The sequence below is a fragment of the Burkholderia anthinoferrum genome, from assembly GCF_002925705.1.
Lineage (GTDB): Bacteria > Pseudomonadota > Gammaproteobacteria > Burkholderiales > Burkholderiaceae > Burkholderia > Burkholderia semiarida.
The window spans coordinates 374644-393103 of record NZ_LFZP01000032.1; the positions used below are offsets into that span (position 1 = coordinate 374644).

Genomic DNA, 18460 nt, shown 5'->3' on the forward strand with positions numbered 1-18460 from the left:
CGCCGTCGATGAACGAAGGAATGAAACGCCGCGCGCGGCATGCCGCGGCGGCAGCCATCGCGGGCGTGCTGTCGCTCGCACAGGCAGGACTGCATGCACAGGAGACGGCAGGCGCCGCGAGCGCGGCACAGGAAGTCGCGCTGCCGGCAGACCTCGCGAAGGTCACGCACGAGCCGCTCGCGCAACAGGCGCGCTGGCTGCGCACGGCGGCCCAGCGCGGCACGCTCGCGCAACTCGACGACGCGACGCTCACGGCGCTCTTCAAGGCGCTGGACCCGCTCGCCGTGCCGCTTTACATCCGCAACGGCCCGAACGGCTATCCGTCCTACCAGTTCACGATGGTGCGCCAGGAGCGCATCGGCGGAAAATGGTCCGACACGCCCGACCGCATGCTCGTGAAGACGACCCGCGAACCGCTGCGCGTGTATGCGAAATGGCTGCCGGGCGGCGCGCATGCCGGACAGGAGACGATCTACGACACGACCCAGCGCAAGGACGAGATGTATGGCCACCTCGGCGGCCTGCTCGGCAAGATTCCGCTATGGACGGCGATCGACGGCGCGCTGGCGCGCGCCCAGTCGAATCATCAGGTGAAGGACCTCGGCACCGAATTCATCGCGAACCTGTACCTGGCCGAAGGGAAGAAATACCTGGAAGCCGGCGTGCAGCGCCCGACGGATGTGGAAGCCAGGACGATCGGCGGCGTGCGCGTCGTCGCGCTCACCTACGAAACGCCGACCGGCCGGCCGCAGTTCTATGCGAAAAAGGAAGTGCTCGGGCTCGATCTGCACGCACCCTATTTCCGGACCGTCGAGTCCTATGACAACGACGGCAGGATCTTCGAGCGGATCGTCATCGAGAAAATCGCGCCGACGCCGCTCGACGACACCGCATTCGACCCGAAAAACCCCGACTACGCGTTCTGACGCGCGCTGGCCGGCCGGTTTCGGGCTCAGTCGTCATCGTCGTCGTGGTGCCGATGCCGGTGCTTGTAGTAGTGCTTGCGCCACTTGCGGTAGCGATCGTCGTCGTCATCGCCGTAATAGCCGTACCCGTAGCCCGGATAGGCGACGACGGCGGGTTGCGGCGCCACATAGACCGGCGCCGGCTCGACATAGACCGGCGCGACCGGTACGCCGATGCCGACCGACAGGTCCACATGGCCCGCCATTGCACTGCCCGAAACGAGCAACGCCATGCTCCCGATCATCCCTGCCACTTGCCTCTTGTTCATGCTCCGCATCCCTGATAAGCCGGCCCGCCCGGCTCGCGCGACCAATGTAAGCGCGGTGTGCGCGCCAAGGTGATACGGGGCGGCGAGAGTCGTAACGCGACGTAACCGAACGGCTTTCGCCGTTCGGCCGAATCGCGAAAATGCGCGGGAACGTCTATAGTGGGTTACGGTTCGACACAATCACGACTGCGCGCTTCCCTATCGAACAAGGTAGAATTCCGCCAAACACCATGTGGACGAACACGCCACACACACGCACAACATATTCTCTGACGCAGGCTCCTGCCGCACCTCAATGGCCAATCCCGCAGAATCCCATCCGCAAAACGACTTCATCAATTCGGCGCGCAAGGAACGTAAGCGTGTTGAAATCTATCTCGTCAACGGCATTCGTCTGACGGGGTGTATCGAGTCGTTCGACCAGTATCTGGTGATGCTGCGCACCCCCGTGGGTCTGCAAGGCATCTACAAGCGTGCGATTTCCACGATCCAGCTCGACACGGGCGGCTCGCGCCCGGGCGGCGGCCCCCGCGGCCCGCGCACCGGTGGTCGCCCCGGCGGCCGTGAAGGCGGCGGTCACAGCCCGTACGGCTCGCACGGCGGCCCGCGCGAATCGCGCGGCGACGGCGGCTACGGCTCCCGCGAGCCGCGTGAAGGCTACGGTTCGCGCGAACCGCGCGAGGGTTACGGCTCGCGTGAGCCGCGCGAAGGCTATGGCGCGCCGCGTGAGCCGCGCGAAAGCTACGGCGCGCCGCGCGATACCGGCGACGCATCCGGCAACGCCGCACCGTCGGATTCCCGTGGCGGCAACGGGCCGGTCATCGTGACGCGCCGCCGGCGAATCGTGCCGGACGGTCAGTAAAACAAAAAGGGCAAGCCAACCGGCTTGCCCTTTTCACTTGTACGACCGGCGCGGCACGTCGCCGCACCGCCGCTACCGCGTTCAGCGTGCCGTCGTCGGCAGGCCCGCGTTGGCCTCCCGCTGCAGCGAACGCACCTGCTGCTGCAACGCCCGCAGTTGCGACTGGAGCTGGGCCTGTTGCGCCTGCAGCGCCGCCGTTTCGCTCCGCACGCTCTTCTGGCGATCCGCCACCGCCGCCTGCTGCTGCCGGGCGATCGAGATGTCCGCCTGCAGGCGCCGCGCGCGGTTCTGCGCGACTTCGATCTGCTTGTCCATCTGCGCCTTCTGCGATTCCAGCTTCGCCGCCCGCAGTTCGTCGACGGCCAGCCGCTCGGCCTGGCGCGAGAAATCGCGGTAGATCGCTTCCGCCCGTGTTTCGTCGTAAGTCTTGATCACGCGCCAGAACGCCTTCTGCTGGAACAACGCGACGAAGTACGCACCGTCCTTGACGTTGAACAGCAGGCTCGCGCCATAGCTGCCGTTGTAGCTCGTGCGCATTTCCGTCAGCGAATGCGCCTGGATCTGCCGCTGCAAGTCGTCGACCGTGCTCGGCCCAGTCGTCTCGCCGGCCTGCGGCTGCACCGACGTCTGAGCCTGCGAGTCGATCACCGGAATCGCGGCCACCGGCGCCGACGCCGGCTGCACCGCCGACGAATCGCTGCCTGCCAGCCCTTGCGCGAACGCGCCGTGCATGCCTCCCACCATCGCGAGCACCATGCTCACCCGCCCCAACCCCGTCATATGGCTCATGAAGTTTTATTCCCGCCCGAGTCGTTGTAATTCACCGCGATTTTATCTCATTAATTACTCGCTTTCGCGGGTCTCGGGCTCTTCGTCGAAGATCTGGTATTTGCGCATTTTTTCCCACAACACCTTGCGGCTGATGCCGAGCTGCTGGGCCGTGTCCTGACGCCGCCAACCATTTGCGTCGAGCGCCGCGATCACGCGATTGCGCTCGTTCATGTCCCACTTGCTGCGATCGACGAACACCTCGGCCGCGCTCTCCGCCGGCACCGGCTGGGCCGAACTGCGTGCGTGCGCGATCAGCCGCTGCAGCCGCGCGGCATCCCAGCCGCCCGTCTGCCGCACCGTCACGCCGACGCGCTCGGCGAGGTTGCGCAGTTCGCGCACGTTGCCGGGGAAGTAGCTGTCCGCGACCGAATCCGTGAGCCAGTACGGCAGATCGGACAATTCGGCGAGCCGCTCCGCGCCCACGACCTGCGCGACGAACGACTTGAACAGCGCGATCTTGTCCACTGCACCACGCTCCTCCAGCGACGGAATGCTCAGCTCGATCACCGCGAGCCGGTAGTACAGATCGGCGCGGAACAGACCGTCCTTCACGAGCTGCGGCAGTTTCTTGTTGCTCGCCGCGACCAGACGGAAATCGACCTTGACCGGCGCCGTCGCGCCGACCCGCAGCACGGCGCCGTCCTCGAGCACGCGCAGCAGCTTGACCTGCTGGTACAGCGGCAGATCGCCGACTTCGTCGAGGAACAGCGTGCCGCCGGCCGCCTGCTCGAAATAGCCTTTATGCGCAACAACCGCGCCCGTGAACGACCCTTTCGCATGGCCGAAGAACAGCGATTCGAACAGGCCGTCGGGAATCGCGCCGCAGTTCACCGGCACGAATTCGCCGTGCCGGTAGCGTGAATGCTTTTCGTGCAGCAGTTGCGCGATGCGCTCCTTGCCGACGCCGGTTTCGCCGTGCAGCAGCACGTTGGTGTCGCAGTCGGCGAACGTATCGACTTCGTGCAGCAGCGCCTGCATCGATTCGGAGTGCGCGACGAGTTCCGACGGCTGCAACGTTTCGGCCGCGTGCGCGCGCAGTTGCGTGACGAGCTTGCCGATCATGCCGCGCAGTTCGGCGCACGTGAAGTCGAGCGGCAGGATGTGCGAATACTCGGGCGGATACTGCGACGCGTCGTGGTCGCGCGCGGCGCCGACCCAGACCACCGGCATGCCGATGTTGGCCTGCCAGTCGCGCAGGAATGCCGCGCCGCCTTCGATCATCGTCACGCTGATGATCGCCAGCGACCGCCGCAACGCGGCGCGCTCGGGCGAGACCGTCGCGTTGTCGGCACGGATCACTTCGACGTCGAAGCTCGCCATGCATCGGGCGACACGGTCGACGATGTCCGCCTTGCCTTCCCAGACGTACAGGTCGAGCTCTTCGATTGCGGGCGTGGTTCTCATGTTTCGGGTGCGGCTTCAGTAATTGACGGGTTGCGTGGCGTGGCGGACCAGTAGCCGGATGCAGGCGGCCATACCGCCTGCTTCGGTAACGGCACGTTCAGGTGTTCATTGAACCAGCATGGGATCGCCGCATTTGATCGAATCCGGTGTGTTGGTGACATAGGCATTCCCCAGGCTCAGGCCAAGGAGCCCCGTGACGGAAGTCAGGAGCGAATCGATCGGTTGCAGGAGCAGCGGAACGAGTGTGTTCCCGAGCGCGCTCAGAAGCGGACCTAGCAGCTTACTCAACACCTGACTCAGTACTCCGCTCAGATCGATGCCAACTGCCTTCAACGCCGCAAGCAGTCCACTGTCACCCAGCGTCAACGACACGGTCAGACCATTATTCGTGATGCCTGTCACTGCGGGCGACAGAAACTGGTCCGTTCCGACGCCCAATGCGTACGGCGCCGGCGGATTCGGCGCAGCGGACGACTGCGGCCCGGGATACGAGAACAGCAACTGCGTCGGACTTTGGTTAGCGACGGGCACTGTCGTCATTTGCCCGGGCCGCAGGCCGATGTTGACCGAAATTGCGTTCAGGTCGACGATGCCGAGCGTCAGGGTCTTGACCAAGACCGCCAGCGTGGACGATAACCCGCCAAGGTTCAGCAGATTGAGCAGGCTGCTTAGATTGACGGACACCAGTTGAATCGGAGCCGCGCTGCTGTCGGGCGAATAACCCGACGGCGCAGAGAGATTGATCTTCGTACTTGAAGAACCACCGACATAGACGGCGACGACGCCGGTCTGTACGTTCACTGTCGCGCTTTTCGTACCGTTCGCAGAACAACTGACAGACGCCAAGCCGGCCGTGGCGGGCGCCACGTATGCCGTAATCGGCAATTGAACGGCGGCAAGCGGCGTCGCGCTACCCGACGGGCAACTGCCCCCCGGAAAGACCAACCCGCCAGTAGGGCAGCTCGACAGCAGCGAGATCGACGTATTGAGGAACACGTTGCCCTGCGCGCTCGACGTGTTCGTCGTGCAATCGGATGTTCCGCAATTCGATGGCCCGGGCTGACCGCTCGCAGTGGACGGCGGATTGGCCCCCAACTTGACTGAACCCGAGACGGTCACGTTCAGCAGCGGTGACAGCACCGTAGGCGTCTGAACCGTGACGCTCGGAATGTCGACGGAATTCGTGCCGTTCGCGATCTGCAACGCCGTCGACAGCAAGCCGAGCGCATTGACGCTGGCGTTGACGGCGGAGCTTCCCGTCGCGGTCGCGGCGGAAACGAGTTGACCGAGCGCGATCTGCGGGCCGCCGCAGGCTCCGCCCGGACAAAGGGCGATGACCAGTGCGTTCAGCACCTTCAGGTTCGCCGCGGCCACGCCTTGCTGCGTCGCTGCCTGCACCGCGGCATTGGCCAGTTGACCGAGCGTCACGGTGCCGTTCAGCACGCCCGTACTGGTGCCGACCGGGAGATTGGCCAGAATGCCGGCCAGCTTCAAGTTGACTTGTGCGAGCCCCTGATAGTCGACCAGTTGAAGATTCAGCGCATTGTCGTTCGATCGGGTCAGCGCCTTGAGCAATTGGTTGGCCAATCCACCGTTCAACGCTGCAAGCGACGTGGTCAGCGTAAAAGTGTCGGTGGGTACGCTCTTGGCAATGGCAGATCCGCCAATCGTGACGCCACCGCGAAAAACCCCGTCGACCGGCTCGGTCACCGTGACGCAAACGGCGTTGATCGACTGGCCATTGACCGCTCCGGCCGACAGACCCGCGCACTGGTTTCCGCTGATCGGGTCACCCGACACCGGTGTGAACTGCGCGCTGCCACTGCCCTGGGGCGCGGTCCAGATGCCGCACGACACGGAAACTTTCGAACCCGCCGGCAATGCATTCGTCGCGGGGTTCGCGATTTGACTGGCTGCGGTCCTCGCCGCCTGACAAGTCGAGTCGGTCGTGACCTGAGAGACCGCCGACAACGCGGCCAGATCGGCCGCCGCTTGCATCCGGCGTCTTTCGGCATAGAAATGACCGACGTCGATCGCCCCCAGGATAATGATCGCGGCCAGCGCCCAGATCGTCGCCATGATCGCGACGCCACCGCGCTGGCGACTTCCGCCGGGACTGCCGGCGCTCCTCCGCCGCCCCGCGTGCGATTGATCTGCGCGCATGGTCATCCCGCTTATTGCGCGCCCTGCCCGCCGCCCGACATGCCACCCACTGCGCCGAGCTGCGAACTCATCGAATCCGGAATCTTGTTCTTGAACGAATCCAGATAGCGCTGGTACGCGAGCGACGCGACGTCGCCGAACACAGGTTGCGTCGGAGCCGCCGCGCGGTTGTCGCGTTGCATCGCGAGCCAGTCTTTGGTCGAGCGGCCGACCTCGGACGCACCCAGTGTCACGGCGTCTTGACCGTATGCGGCAGCAGAACCCGTTACGATGCAGACGATAGCGGCCAGCGCCGCCATCCGCCCCGCGCGTGCGCTTCGATTGTGTGTGTTGTCGTTCATATCGTTCCCCGATAGCTGTTCATTGCGCAAACCGTTGCAGCAGCGGCACAGTCTGGTCGTAACCGAAGTTGTTCGCCATCGGCGTGATCGCCGTCGTCGCGCCGGGCCGCGACACCACCGGCGGCGTCGCGATCGCGCGCTGCTGCGCACGCACTGCCGCGGCAATCTTCGCGGCATCACCATTGATGTCCTTGCGAATTTCCGGCGGCAGATGCTGCTGGTTCATCAGCCGTTGCGCATCCTGCGCACGTCCTGCCGCAAACAGATACAGCACAAGGTTGCTGACGATTTTTGGATTGCGCTGATCGAGTTCGGCAGCTTTCATCAGCGGCACTCGCGCGCCGACGACGTCGCCGCTGCGCAACTTCGCATAAGCAAGGTCGGACAGTAGCGACGGATCCGTCGGCGCGAGCTCCGACGCTTGCGTCAGCGCTTGCACCGCACGGTCGAAATCGCCTGCGGCGCCCGCAAGCAACCCCAGCCCGCGATAGCCGCGTGCCGCAAGCGGCGTCTTCAGCAATTGTCCATACACAGCGGCACTTGCGGCCGGCTGGTCGGTCATCCGCAGCGCGTCCGCACGCAACAGGATCGATTCCGGCATGACACCGTATGTCTTGTCATATGCATCGATGTGCGCGAGCGACGCGTAATAGAGTCCCTGCGCTTGCATGCGCTGAATCAGACCGAGATACATCCCCGGCGTATCGGGCACGGACTGCTTCTGATCTGCTGCTTGCATCAGTGCCGCACGCTCGGTCTGCGCGCCGACGCCATACCCGCTTTCCTTGGTCGCGCATGCACCGAGCAGCAGCGCCGCCGCCAGCATGCCCGCCCGGGTTACCGCTTCGCCGATTCGCTTCATCGTCTGTCCTTCCATCCTTCAATGCTGCGACGACAACGCGCGCATCACCGCCAGCATGCCCGGTCCCGCCGTCACGATCAGCAAGGCCGGCAACAGCGTCAGCACCATCACGCCCGTCATCTTTACCGTCAATCTGCCGATCCGTTCGCGCAGCATCGCACGACGCGTCTCGCGCAAACGATCGCCGAACTGCTTGAGCGGTTCCTGCACCGCACCGCCATGCTTGTCGACCTGAATCATCAATCGCACGATCGCGCGCAAATCCTCGTTGTCGAATCCACTGGACAGCCGCTGCAGCGACTGCTCGCGCGTACGGCCGGCGGCGAACTGACGCTGCGCGATTCCCACCTCCGACGACAAGACCGGCAGCATCCCCCGAAAATCGTTCGTCACGACCTGCAGGCTTTGATCGAGCGACAGGCCGACGCCTTGCAGCAAGCGCAACATGTCGACGAGTAGCGGCAATTCGTCGACGACGCTCTGTCGCCGCGACGCGGCGCGGCGCTGCACGTAGAGTTTCGGCAGCATGAAGCCGAGCCCGAAGGCAGCGCACATGCCGACCATCCAGATGCTGCCTTTCATGCGCCCGCTCGCGAAAATCGCGAACAGCAGCGGCAACACGATCCCGCATGCCACCCGCGCGCTCAGAAACAGCCCACGCGTGCGTGCATCGACATACCCGCACTGCTCCAGCAGGCGACGATCCTCTTCGGCGACGGCATATTTGCCGAATCCGGTGTCCAGCCAGCGCATGCCTGCCGCCGACAGGCGATCCAGCCAACGTTCGACGCGCCGCCCGCGACGCGCGTTGGCTTTCGCCTGCGCATCGCCATCCTGCGCGGGCCGCGCTTTCGCCGCCTCCAGTGCAGCCATTCGCCGATCCAGCGCATCGACCAATGCTCGTTCCGCCCGCGCCGCGGCATTCGCACGTAACGTCACGGCCATCCCGAGGAGCAGCACCCCGAGCGCGCCCACGGCCAACGCAATCGCCCCGATCTGAGTTGCTGTCATAGCGTCACCTGAGCCGAGCCATTCGATACAACCATATGCTGCCGACCACTTGAGCCAGGAACGCGATCATGAGCAGCGACCGCCCGCTCGGATCGCCCCACATCCCGTACAGGTACTTCGGATTGGTCATCACGACAAAGCTCCCGATTGCGATCGGCAGCATGACGAGGACGAACGCGGACAGCCGCGTCTCCGACGACATCGCGGTCAATTCACGCTCGGCCTGCTCGAGATCGCGCATGAATACGGCCATCCGCTCGAGCATCACATCCGCACGACCGCCATATTTGACCGACAAACGCAACACCGACCCGACGAGCTCAAACTCTTCGGTCCGGTAGATCTTCGCGATGTGCATCATGGCGCGGTCGATCTCGATACCGCCGCGCAGCATCCGCGACACGACGTCGAGACAGCCGCGCAGCGGCTCCTCGGTCGTCAACAGTGACGACTGGAAAGCAGCCGGTACGCTGTTGCCCAGTGTCACGAGACGCACGATCCCGTCGAGGAACGACGGGATCTGCCGCACGATCTTCAGCCGTCGCCGCTGGATCCGCGACGCGAGCCAGACACCGAGTATCGCGCTACCGCAAATGATCGCCGCGCAACACGCCAGCATGCCGCCGTGACTGCCGGCAATGACTGCAGCCGCAACGAGCGCGGCAATCGCGACGACCGCCTTGCCGCGCGCATCGTCTATCCCCGCACGGCTTGCAAGGTTGGACAGATATTCGGATGCGGTCGCATACCAGTGCACCCAAAAGGCATCCGACGATACCTTCCGTGCCGCTCCCGGCTGCTGTACGGCACGCACTGCACCAGCCGCCGGCGCACGCTTCGCCGGTGCGTCGACACGTGCGCCAGGCTCGAGCCGGCTGTCGATGAAACGCTTCGCGTCGGTCCTTACGCGCCGGGTCTGCGCGTGATGCCACAGCATCATCGCAGCCGCGACACACAGCATCGCGAGCGCCAGCGCCCACACCATCCCGCTATACATTGAAGCCCCCGCCGCCGCGGCCGAACCCGCCACCGCCAAAGCCGCCGCCACCGAATCCGGCATCGCCGAACCCACCGCTCGTCAGCGTCTGACGGAAGCGCGCAAGCTTCGGTGAATGCGGATGAATGCCCAGGGTTTCCCAGTGATCGACTTCCTCGCCCTCCGGCGTCACACGCGCTTCATAGCGGTAAAGCTCCTGGGTCGCGATGATGTTGTCGGACAGCCCGGTCACTTCGGTGATCGACAGAATCCGTCTCCGCCCGTTCGACAGGCGTCCTATCTGCACGATGAAGTCGATGGCGTTCGCGATCTGCCGACGCAGGCTCGACTCGGTGCCCTGGAAACCTGCAAAACCGGCAAGCATCTCGAGACGGTACAGACACTCGCGTGGAGAACTCGCGTGCACCGTGCCCATCGAGCCGTCGTGGCCTGTGTTCATGGCCTGCAGCATTTCAAGCACCTCGCCGCCGCGTACTTCGCCGACGATGATCCGGTCCGGACGCATCCGCAACGTATTGCGCAGCAAGTCGCGAATCGACACGATACCGGTGCCGTCGAACCCGCCCGGACGGCTCTCGAGCCGCACGACGTGCGGGTGGTTCAGCGACAACTCGGCCGTATCCTCGATCGTCACGACACGCTCTATTTCCGGAATATGGAACGCGAGCGCGTTGAGCAGCGAGGTTTTACCGGAACTCGTACCGCCCGACACGAGAATGTTGCAGCGCGCCTCGACCGCCGCCTGAAGCAACGTGTTGATCTCTTCGTTGAATGTCCCGTTACCAAGCAGGTCGGACGGCTTCAGCGGATCCTTGCGGAATTTTCGGATCGACACGACCGGACCATCGATCGACAGCGGCTCGATCACGACGTTCACGCGGCCGCCGTCGGGCAGCCGTGCATCGACCATCGGATTCGACTCGTCGAGCCGGCGACCGATCGGCGCGAGTATCCGCCGCACGATGCGCAACAGGTGCGCGTTATCGGTGAAACGCACCGGCAGCTTGGCAAGAATCCCGTGACGCGACACATACACGTCGTTGTAGCCGTTGATCAGGATGTCCTCGACCGCCGGGTCCGCCAGCAAATCCTCGATCGGGCCGAAACCCGCGAGTTCCTTCGTCAGCGCCTCCGCGATCGTCCGTACCTCGTTTTCATTGAGCGGAATGCGGCGCAGGCGCACGAAGCTGTCGATCTCGAGATCGACGAACTGGTTGATCGCCTGGCGGGACCATCTGCCGAACTCGGCGCCCAATTCTTCGATGCGCGTCAGCAAGTGTTCGTGCGCGGCATTCTTGATGTCGTGGAACTGCTGAGTCTGGGAGAACGGCGCTGCGCCGTCGGCAAATTGAATGTCGTGTGCCATCGCTTACGACCGCTTGGACAAGGGTTGAATGAAACGCTTCAGCGCGGACAATCCAGACGCCGGACCGGGTGCAGCCGGACGAATCGACACGCCCGGCAGCCGCGCGGCGAGCGACTCGAGCGCGCGCACGTACGGATCGCGCTCCGCCATATCGACGATGAGTCGCCCCTGGTTGGCCGCATGACCGATCGCGACGCGGCGCGACGGCAACGTGCCGGCCAGCGACAGCCCTAGCCGCTCCGCGATCTGCCCGGGCGTCAGATCGAGCGCGGGGTCGTACTGGTTGACGACGAGCCGCATGCGATCGGTCTCGACACCCGCATCGCGCAGCCCGGTGAGCAAATCGGCCGCCGATACGATCGACGCGACGCCCTGATCGCAGACGAGCCATGCTTCGTCGGCGGAGCTCGTGATTTGTGCCACGAATTCGCGATTCGAAAAACCGCCGAGGTCGACGATCTGCTGATCGAAGAATGCGCGAAACCGGTTCAGCAAACCGGCGCACGACGCGTACGACACGTCGCGCAGCGCGCCAAGATCCGCCGGCAGCGTCGTCAACGCAACGCCGCTCTCATGCCGGGTCAGCGCAGTATTCACGAAGGTCCTGTCGATGCGGCGCAGGTTGTGAACCGCATCGATGAAATGGAATTCACAGCGCGTATTCAGGAACAACGCGCCATCACCCGCTGGTAACCCGAGGTCGACGAGCGCGGTCTGGCGACCGGCCGGCGTCCCGCCGTTCGGCACGCCGCTCCCGTCCGGGCTCACCGAGCGCTTCTGCAACCATACGGCCAGATTCGCCGCGAGCGTGCTCACCCCCATGCCCGCACGCGCGCCGAGCAATGCAACGAGCTTGCCGTGGCGGCTCGCCGGCTCGCCGACGTTCTCCAGCAACCCGCGCGTGGTGCGCAAAGCATCTTCCGCCGGAGCCGACACGTCGATGAAATCGCGGACGCCGGCGCGCAATGCAGCGAGCGTGCTCTCCGGCTGTGCGAGCGAACCCAGCGCGACAATGGGCAGCCCCGGATGCGTGGCGCGAATCGCAGCCGCGGCAATGCTCGCCGCCGCGCTGCCGTCGGAGAAATCGATAAAAACGAGCGTCGGATTGAGGCCCGTAATGCGTTGCGCCAGCACACCCGGATCGAGCGATGCGGCCTCGACCGCGCCGGCCGATACGAGCGTATCGGCCAGCCAGCGGACATGTGCCTCATGCTGCGACGCACAAACGAAATAGTCGGTCACGGCGGGTTCACACAAGGATTGAATTCGCGCATTCATGTCGAACACCCCCGATTACACAAGGCGTGGCGTTGCATCGCAAGCCGCGAGACATTCCACTCATTTCGAAAATCCGGGAGCAGCGTCGGGCGACGCAACTCCGCCCAGATACGATTTCCAGACCGGCCCGTCGCGCTGCTCGGACAACTCGCCGGGCGTCGCGGGCAACACTGCACCCTTGGCAATCGGCGCAACGAGATGCGGCGTCACGATGATCAGCAGTTCCTTGTCGTTCTGCTGATAGCTCAGATTCTTGAAGAAGGACCCGATGATCGGCAGATCGCCGAGCAACGGCACCTTGCTCACGTTCGACATCGTCTGGCGATCGATCAGCCCGCCAATCACGAAGCTCTCGCCGTCGCCCAGTTCGACGGTCGTATCCGCGCGGCGCGTCGTAATGCCGGGCACTGCGACGCCGCTGATCGTCACGCTGTTCACGAAGTCGAGCTGACTCGATTCGGGCGCGACCTTCAGCGCGATCCGGCTCGGACTCAAGACCGTCGGCGTCAACGAGAGCCCGACGCCGTATTGCTTCCACTGGATCGCCGTCGAACCGAGCCCCTGCGGCGATGGCACCGGAATCTCGCCTCCCGCGAGGAAGCTCGCGCTCTGCCCGGACAGCGCGACCAGTGTCGGCTCGGCCAACACGCGCGCGAGATTGTTCGCCTCCAGCAGAGACAGGTCGGCAAAGATGCCGCGTCCGGCCGCGTTCACGACCAGGTTGAATGCGGACGCGACTGGCGATCCGAGCGTCGGAACGTATCCCCCGGTCCCCGGGCCCGACCCGCCGCTATAGGATTGCACGCCGCCCGGCGAAAACGATCCGAACGAAAAGCCGTTGCTTTGCTTGAAGAAATTGAACCCGACCTGCTTGAGCACCGAACGGCTGAATTCGACGACCCGCACATCGACTTGCACGACGCTCTTGCCGGGCACCGTCGAGCGGTCGATCACGGCGCCCTTGCCGCTCATGTTCTTGCCGACCGCGGCCGCACGCGCATGTGCCTCGAGCGACGCGGCCGAGCCTTGCAGCACGGCCGTGCCGCCGTATGCATTCACGCGCGGCGTAGCGCCGTCGAGCACGGCTTGCGCGGCCGCGTCGACCACCGCGACGTTCCAGATCCTTGGTTCATCGTGCCCGCGCTCCCACAGCATCACGTTGGTTGCGCCGGGAGCCTTCGCAGTGAGCAGCACGGAACCGGAGCGGCTACCCTTCATGATCAGCACGTCGGCAATTGCCGGATCACCGACTGCGACGCGCTGCAGCGTGCGGCCCGCCGAAATCTGCCGTTGTGCGCCGACGGCGAGTTCGATCGTAGCGCTCGCGCTTGCGAGCGAAGCGAAGGTCATGATGCAGATGGCAATCGCGAATGCAATCAGAGTGTTTTTCATCGTTTGGTAGACCGGCGCGCGGCCTTTTGCTTGTCGTCGCTGGTATCGATGGCCGTCGACCTGGTTCAATAAGCAACCGTTTCCGACCGGCCGCCGCGAATCACTTCGATGCCGCCCCCCCCGCTCGGCCGTACAGGCGGCGGCAGGTGCGACGGCAACGGAGGCAGGTTCGTACTGGCTACGGGCGTTCTCGGTGTGCCCGACAGTTGCTGCAGCGAGACGCCTGCTGCGGCCAGCGCCGACGGCGACAGCTTGTTATCCGTACGTACTGCGACCGTCTGCAGCGCAAGATCGTCGTCACGCGGGTTGCGCAATGCCAAGGTCAGGCGGCCGGTCGCCTCGCCGAGCGTCAGCGCATCGACCTGCGCGGTCGGCACCGCGAGCACCGCGATGCGGGCGCCGGTCGGTTGCCCATTACCACCGTTGTTGTTGCCGCTGTCGCGCTCGGCGGTCGCATCGCCGAACGACAGCACCCTGACCTTCGACAACAGAAGCCGCGCCTGTGTCTGCGAAACCTCGCCGTCAAGCATCGTGCTGCCGACTTCGCGTTTCAGGTTCAGGAACACGTCGACGAAATTTCCGGGCCGCAGGCGGTTGCCGACCGCGTTCGTTTCGTCGACCCGAACCGCAACCGCGCGCTCGCCGGGCTGCACGTCCTCGGCAAGCCCCGACACGAGTGCATCCGCAACGACCGGGGTCGAGGCCGGAATGTCGCGAATCGGCACGCGGCCAGCCAGCGCAGCGGGGTCGCTGAAAGCGCCTGCCGGTGCCGGCACCGTCGCCTGGATCTTCAGCGCATCGGCCGGGATCGGCTGTCCACCGGACAAAGCACGCGTTGCAATGACGATCGGCACCGCCGTTGCCGCCACCATCGGCTGTGCCGGCGTGGGACTTGACACGCTGCGTCCAAGCACCCATGCATAGATTCCGAGCAGAACCGCGATCGCAATCAGCAGCCCCGCGATGATCTTCGTTATGTTGTTGGCCATGTTGTCGTATGGATGCCGGATTGAATCCAATCAGTTTCTTCTTGTCGCGCGATTTGCACGTGACAGATCTATCGCATCATGATGCCCAACTCACAGCATCGACTGCGGAATTTGCACCACTGCCGTACCCGTCAGTGGTTTGGTCATGATCGTCCCGAGGAACGGCATGATCGTCATCCAGCTATCAGGCGTATAGCTCACCGTGACCGTCAGGCAGTACAGCAACGGCGTAGGCGTTCCGTTGTAGTTGCACTGCTGCGCCACCACGTTGGGCGGACTGCTGTTCAGCCAACCTAGAACGTTCTGCGTGGTCGTCTTGGCGTTCGCGACGCGCGTCGAGAGGTCCGGTGCATAAGCCAACCCAGCACGCGCGCCCTCGCTTGCAGCCAGCGTCAAGCTCTGCTGAATAAGGAAAATCATCCCGAAACTCAGAATCGCGTAGAAAATCACGAAGAACAGCGGAAACACGATTGCAAACTCCACCGCTGTCGCTCCACGTTGCCGTCGCCATCTCCGGCATGCGTTCTGTCGTTTCATCGCACGCCCCCGATTGCGACCAGATAGACCAACCAGGCGGCAGCCGGCACCGCGAGGCATGCGGCATAAGGCGTCGCGCGATACCCGCCAACTGCCAGCACTGGCGCGCGCTGCCGCCACAAGCCTCCGAGCGACGTGCGCGACAACAGCATCAGCACGAGCGCGTGCAGCCCTGCAGCCAGACTGGCAGCCACCCAGAGCCAAAGCAGCGCATGCGCACCGCACCAGATGCCGAGCACGGCGAAAATTTTGACGTCTGCTGCGCCCATGACGCGCAGAAGGAAAAACGGCATCAATCCGATCAGGCCGATCAGCATGCCGACCACTGCCTGATGCACGGAAATGCCAAATGGACTCGCGGCCACGCATGCAGCGCCGACCCCGCCGATTAATCCGGCCACGACAAGGGTGTTCGAAATACGGCGGAAACGAATATCGCTGACCACGACCGAGCCGGCCCAGGTCAGAAATACCCCGCTAAAAATGAGATGTCCCATCGCACCACGATCCGCAGCAGATGCAAGGGCGGGCGGATTACCGAGGTAGTCCGCCCGCTACTGCGCCACGACGACTTCCGGAAAAGAAGAAGTCGGCTTAGCCCGCCGTGGTTGTCGGAGTTGCCCGAATCGCGGAGGCGGAACAGTTCGTAGACGAAGGAGACGACACGCACGTGCCGAGATTGGTGAACATGTTGCCGAGACTGCTGCCGATGTTCGTCACCCCGGCGACGATCGCGACAGCGATAAGACCCGCGATCAGCCCATACTCGATCGCGGTAACCCCGTCTTCTTCCTTAAGGAAACGCTTGATGATTGCTTTCATTTTATTCCTCGTGCCTGTATTTACGTTTTCTGGCCTTTTATACGTATACGTCCCCGCATATCTGGCCGTTTGCCCCGGACCGTTCGTCACATCTGCTGTAACGACAACCGGGTGCGCTTTCTTTATAGGTCGCCCCGAAGGGCATTGCTCACGATTTGATGCAAGTTAACATTCGCGATAGCGCTCCTCCTCGAACGTAGTGTACCGAACCGTACATACCCTTACATCTGCTCCGGATTCTATATCCGATCCTATTTGAATTCCAACCTCTTTTAACCACTCTGCCGGAAAAAAATGACCAGGAGCACGACGTATTTGTACGGCGTTTCGGTACGACTTACACATAGGATTTACGATAGGTTAGATGTGCACACCTAATCCACCAGTAAAACAATTGCCGCGTCCACCAAGCCCGTGTGGGCCCCGCGTTACGCCCCACGCGTAACGCCATTGTTGTGACGTTACGTTACGAAACGGGCGAAACCGTTCTCATTCCTCTGCACTTAAACAGATTCAACAATCTTTCAATTTCCGGAACTTCCTTTGCCGACAAGGAATTGCCTCGTTTAAAACCTGTTGCCGAACCGTCGGGCATCGAAATGGCACGACAGTTGCAGAGTAGTCCTCGCACCACTCAACACAACGCAGTTCACAACACACTTTTAATGCGAGGACGAAATGGACATTAAGGTTATCCCTCATGGCGTGTTCCGGACGACTCTGATCGCGGCCACCGTTGCAGCCATGCTTTCCCTCTCCGCATGCGGCGGCTCCGGCTCCATCAGCCAGGGCCTCGGCGGCGGCTCGAGCTCGGGCGGCGGCGATACGATCTCCACGTCGGGCGGCAATGGCTCGAGCGGCACGTCGGGCACGAGCGGTACGTCCGGCACCAGCGGCACCTCGGGCACGAGCGGCACGTCCGGCACTAGCGGGACCTCGGGTACGAGCGGAACGTCGGGCACCAGCGGAACTTCGGGCACGAGCGGTACGTCCGGCACCTCGGGTGTGTCGGCGAATCCAGTGGGAAATGTCCTCGCAAGCACCGGCAACATCATCACGAATGCCGGCGGCACCGTCTCCGGCCTCGGCTCCGTCATCGGCAGCCAGACGCTGCCGGGCGTCAATCCGGCCACCACGCAATCCGCGGGCGGCATCGTACAAAGCGTCGGCGGCGCGGTCACCGCCCTGGGCAACGGCCTCGGCAGCGGTCTCGGCCAGTTCGGCGCGACGAAGGATCCGGTCGGCACCACGGTTGCCAGCACCGGCGGCGTGGTCAATCAGCTCGGCGGCGCAGTCACGCAAACGGGCAACCTGGTCACGAGCCTCGGCAGCGGCCCGCTGTCGCCGCTCGCGCCCGTCACGGGCGCCGTCGGCGGCCTCGTCTCGACGCTCGGCGGCGCCGTGTCGAACGGCGGCACCACGCTCACCAACGCGCTGTCGACCGGCCCGATCCAGCAAGTCACGCAAACGGTTAGCTCGGCCATCACGCCGATCACGACGATGGTCGGCCAGACGACCCAGACGATCGGTTCGGCAACCGGCCTCGGCGCACCGGTCAACACGCTGCTCGGCACGGTCGGCAACGGCCTGAACCAGGCCGGCGCCCTGCTCGCATCGACGGGCGGCAACCCGGTCACCACGGGCCTCGGCAACACCGTCTCGTCGACCGGCAACACCGTGAAGGCGGTCGGCGGCCTGCTCACGGGCGGCACCGGCGGCGTGACCAACCCGCTCGCTCCGCTCACCGGCATCGTCTCGACGGTCACCGGCGCACTCGGCGGCGCAACGGGTGGCGGCAGCGGCCCGCTCGCGCCGGTCACGGGTCTCGTCTCCACGGTCACCGGTGCACTGGGTGGTGCAGCAGGCGGCAGCGGCGGCCCGCTTGCGCCGGTCACGGGTCTCGTGTCCACGGTCACCGGTGCACTGGGCGGCGCAGCGGGCGGCAGCGGTGGTCCGCTCGCGCCGGTCACGGGCCTTGTCTCGACGGTCACCGGTGCACTGGGTGGCGCAGCAGGCGGCAGCGGTGGTCCGCTCGCGCCGGTTACCGGTCTGGTCTCCACCGTGACAGGCGCGCTCGGCGGCGCAACAGGCGGCAGCGGTGGCCCGCTCGCCCCGGTTACGGGCCTCGTCTCCGCGGTTACCGGCGCACTCGGCAGCGTAGCGGGCGGCGGTAATCCGATTGCCGCCCCGGTCCCCGCTGTCACCAGCACGGTCAGCGCACCGGCACTGAGCGGCGGCACGGGTGCCGTCACGAACTCGGGTTCGTCGTCGAATCTGCTTGCGCCCGTCACGTCGCTGATCGGCGGCCTGCTCGGCGGCACGCACGGCAAGTAATCCGACATCCATTCATCGAAAAGACAGCGAGGAGTCC

Annotated in this window: 18 protein-coding genes; 3 read left to right on the forward strand and 15 right to left on the reverse strand. The window is 64.4% G+C overall.

The annotated features are described in order from the left end of the window. Positions 1–8: 8 nt before the first annotated feature. On the forward strand, positions 9–926 hold the full coding sequence (locus tag C5F75_RS11210) for a DUF1571 domain-containing protein (RefSeq protein WP_104012236.1): 918 nt from the start codon (positions 9–11) through the stop codon (positions 924–926). A 26-nt stretch (positions 927–952) separates the two neighbouring features. On the opposite strand, the gene C5F75_RS11215 is transcribed toward C5F75_RS11210, so the two are convergent. After that, positions 953–1234: a hypothetical protein gene (locus C5F75_RS11215; protein ID WP_059638786.1), complete on the reverse strand. Its 282-nt coding sequence runs from the start codon at positions 1232–1234 to the stop codon at positions 953–955. Positions 1235–1529: 295 nt separating this feature from the next. Here C5F75_RS11215 and hfq point away from each other — a divergent pair, with 295 nt between their 5' ends. Beyond that, positions 1530–2096: an RNA chaperone Hfq gene (hfq, locus tag C5F75_RS11220; RefSeq protein WP_012492570.1), complete on the forward strand. Its 567-nt coding sequence runs from the start codon at positions 1530–1532 to the stop codon at positions 2094–2096. An 81-nt stretch (positions 2097–2177) separates the two neighbouring features. Here hfq and C5F75_RS11225 read toward each other — a convergent pair whose 3' ends face one another. From C5F75_RS11225 to C5F75_RS11290, 14 genes are all read right to left on the reverse strand, one after another. Further along, on the reverse strand, positions 2178–2885 hold the full coding sequence (locus C5F75_RS11225; protein WP_059575718.1) for a DUF2968 domain-containing protein: 708 nt from the start codon (positions 2883–2885) through the stop codon (positions 2178–2180). Between the two features lie 54 nt (positions 2886–2939). Continuing rightward, a complete protein-coding gene (locus C5F75_RS11230; RefSeq protein WP_059575720.1) occupies positions 2940–4331 on the reverse strand; it encodes a sigma 54-interacting transcriptional regulator in 1392 nt (463 codons plus the stop codon). Between the two features lie 105 nt (positions 4332–4436). Then, positions 4437–6500, reverse strand: a complete 2064-nt coding sequence (locus C5F75_RS11235) for a pilus assembly protein TadG-related protein (RefSeq protein ID WP_316252113.1) — start codon at positions 6498–6500, stop codon at positions 4437–4439. 5 nt (positions 6501–6505) lie between these two features. Continuing rightward, on the reverse strand, positions 6506–6835 hold the full coding sequence (locus tag C5F75_RS11240) for a DUF3613 domain-containing protein (protein WP_059575722.1): 330 nt from the start codon (positions 6833–6835) through the stop codon (positions 6506–6508). A gap of 19 nt (positions 6836–6854) precedes the next feature. Continuing rightward, the gene (locus C5F75_RS11245; RefSeq protein ID WP_060318757.1) at positions 6855–7697 is read right to left on the reverse strand and encodes a tetratricopeptide repeat protein; all 843 of its coding nucleotides are present in this window, start codon (positions 7695–7697) and stop codon (positions 6855–6857) included. Between the two features lie 18 nt (positions 7698–7715). Continuing rightward, complete coding sequence (locus C5F75_RS11250) at positions 7716–8708, reverse strand: type II secretion system F family protein (protein ID WP_060318302.1); 993 nt, start codon at positions 8706–8708, stop codon at positions 7716–7718. A 4-nt stretch (positions 8709–8712) separates the two neighbouring features. Then, entirely contained in the window at positions 8713–9705 is a 993-nt protein-coding gene (locus C5F75_RS11255; RefSeq protein WP_104012238.1) for a type II secretion system F family protein, read from the reverse strand. Then, complete coding sequence (locus C5F75_RS11260; protein WP_059575728.1) at positions 9698–11071, reverse strand: CpaF family protein; 1374 nt, start codon at positions 11069–11071, stop codon at positions 9698–9700. The genes C5F75_RS11255 and C5F75_RS11260 overlap by 8 nt, the downstream gene beginning before the upstream one ends. Positions 11072–11074: 3 nt before the next feature. Beyond that, a complete protein-coding gene (locus tag C5F75_RS11265; RefSeq protein ID WP_059575730.1) occupies positions 11075–12349 on the reverse strand; it encodes a fimbrial protein in 1275 nt (424 codons plus the stop codon). Positions 12350–12409: 60 nt separating this feature from the next. Further along, on the reverse strand, positions 12410–13741 hold the full coding sequence (locus tag C5F75_RS11270; protein WP_104012257.1) for a type II and III secretion system protein family protein: 1332 nt from the start codon (positions 13739–13741) through the stop codon (positions 12410–12412). 65 nt (positions 13742–13806) lie between these two features. Next, positions 13807–14730 carry a Flp pilus assembly protein CpaB gene (cpaB, locus tag C5F75_RS11275; protein ID WP_059575732.1) on the reverse strand — a complete coding sequence of 308 codons (924 nt, stop codon included), beginning with the start codon at positions 14728–14730 and terminating at the stop codon, positions 13807–13809. A gap of 90 nt (positions 14731–14820) precedes the next feature. Further along, positions 14821–15267, reverse strand: coding sequence for a TadE/TadG family type IV pilus assembly protein (locus C5F75_RS11280; protein ID WP_059575733.1), 447 nt, complete (start codon positions 15265–15267; stop codon positions 14821–14823). Continuing rightward, complete coding sequence (locus tag C5F75_RS11285; protein WP_104012239.1) at positions 15264–15764, reverse strand: A24 family peptidase; 501 nt, start codon at positions 15762–15764, stop codon at positions 15264–15266. The genes C5F75_RS11280 and C5F75_RS11285 overlap by 4 nt, the downstream gene beginning before the upstream one ends. A 97-nt stretch (positions 15765–15861) precedes the next feature. Beyond that, entirely contained in the window at positions 15862–16089 is a 228-nt protein-coding gene (locus C5F75_RS11290) for a Flp family type IVb pilin (RefSeq protein ID WP_060965977.1), read from the reverse strand. Between the two features lie 678 nt (positions 16090–16767). Between C5F75_RS11290 and C5F75_RS11300 the strand changes: the two genes are divergently transcribed. Next, the gene (locus C5F75_RS11300; RefSeq protein WP_104012240.1) at positions 16768–18423 is read left to right on the forward strand and encodes a collagen-like triple helix repeat-containing protein; all 1656 of its coding nucleotides are present in this window, start codon (positions 16768–16770) and stop codon (positions 18421–18423) included. Positions 18424–18460: the final 37 nt, after the last annotated feature.